We start from the raw sequence: 1,534 nt of genomic DNA, 5'->3' as shown, positions 1-1,534 counted from the left end.
CACATCTGAAGCACTTGAGATGCGCGATAAAGGAGAGAGGCTTAAAGGAAAAGGCGTTCTAAAGGCTGTTTCCAATGTAAATACAAAGATTAAAGAAAGCCTTTTAGGATTAAATCCCCTATCCCAAAGGGAGATTGATTCTTTGCTCATTAAACTTGATGGAAGTGAAAACAAGGAAAACCTTGGAGCAAATGCAATCCTTGGTGTTTCTATGGCAGTGGCAAGGGCTAGTGCAGGATTCCTTAAACTCCCCCTTTATAGATACATCGGAGGTTCAAATGCCCATATCCTTCCTTATCCTCTTTTAAATATCATAAACGGTGGAGCTCATGCAAACAATAGGCTTGATGTTCAAGAATTTATGATAATTCCCCATAAGGCAGACACATTTAGAAACGCCTTTGAAAAGGCGGTAAATATATACCATACCTTAAAGGAGATAATCTCCAAAAGGGGATATTCAACCTCTGTAGGTGATGAAGGTGGATTTGCACCCGACCTATCATCAACCAAGGAGGCATTAAATTTAATTGTTGAAGCAATAGAAAAGGGAGGTTATAAAGCTGGAGAGGAGGTATCAATTGGATTGGATGTGGCAGCAAGTGAGATTTATCGGGATGGGATATATCATATTGATAATCAAAGATTAGGAAGTGATGAGCTTATAGAATATTACCAAAGCCTTATCGGGCAATTCCCCATTATTTCAATTGAGGATGGCCTTTCTGAGGAAGATTGGGATGCTTGGGAGAAAATGACAGAAAAATTAAAGAATATTCAAATTGTGGGCGATGATATATTTACCACAAACCCAAAGAGGCTTAAAAAGGGCATAGAGCGAAATATTGCTAATGCTATTCTTATAAAGCTTAATCAAATAGGAAGCCTGACAGAGACCTTAGATACAATAGAGCTTGCAAAAAGAGGGGGGTATAAGATTATAATATCACATCGGTCGGGAGAAACAGAGGATAGTTTTATTGCAGACCTTTGCGTTGCCACGCAGGGAGGACAGATAAAATCTGGAGCACCGGCAAGGACAGAGAGATGCTGTAAATACAATCAGCTTTTGCGTATTGAAGAAGAATTGGGAAATTCCAGTATTTATGGAGGATGTTTTTAAAATGAAGCGGCTTGTTGTTTTTGGGATTATTCTTTTAATAGCAAGCTTTACCCTTATTCCCTCTTATGTAAAACAGATGAGGCTTAAAACAAAAGCCGATGAATATACAAAGCAAATTGAAGAGCTAAAAAAGAGAAATTTAGAGCTTACAAAAAAAAGGGATATACTAAAAAGGGCTGATTATGATACAATAAGAAAAGAGGCAACAAAACTTGGGCTTATAAAAGAAAGAGAAAGGATTATCAGATTTTATAAAAAATAAGTTTATTCAGCCACTGATTGACACGGATTAGCACGGAGATATAAAATATATTTATAGTTAATTCCATAACGCTTTACAAAATGTATGTGTTTAGATAATCTTAAGGAAAACTTTATAAAATTATGAATTTTGAATGTTGAATTTTGAAT

Annotated in this window: 2 protein-coding genes; both read left to right on the top strand. The window is 36.1% G+C overall.

The genetic code is table 11. The features are described 5' to 3' along the window. Nucleotides 1–1,123, top strand: a 1,123-nt coding sequence (eno, locus tag AB1397_03380) for a phosphopyruvate hydratase (GenBank protein ID MEW6482031.1), incomplete at its 5' end; no start/stop codon positions are given. A gap of 1 nt (nucleotide 1,124) precedes the next feature. Continuing rightward, the gene (locus tag AB1397_03375; GenBank protein ID MEW6482030.1) at nucleotides 1,125–1,385 is read left to right on the top strand and encodes a septum formation initiator family protein; all 261 of its coding nucleotides are present in this window, start codon (nucleotides 1,125–1,127) and stop codon (nucleotides 1,383–1,385) included. Nucleotides 1,386–1,534 lie beyond the last annotated feature (149 nt).

The organism is bacterium (assembly GCA_040756715.1).
GTDB lineage: Bacteria > UBA9089 > UBA9088 > UBA9088 > UBA9088 > JBFLYE01.
This window is presented reverse-complemented; position numbering and strand designations above follow the sequence as displayed.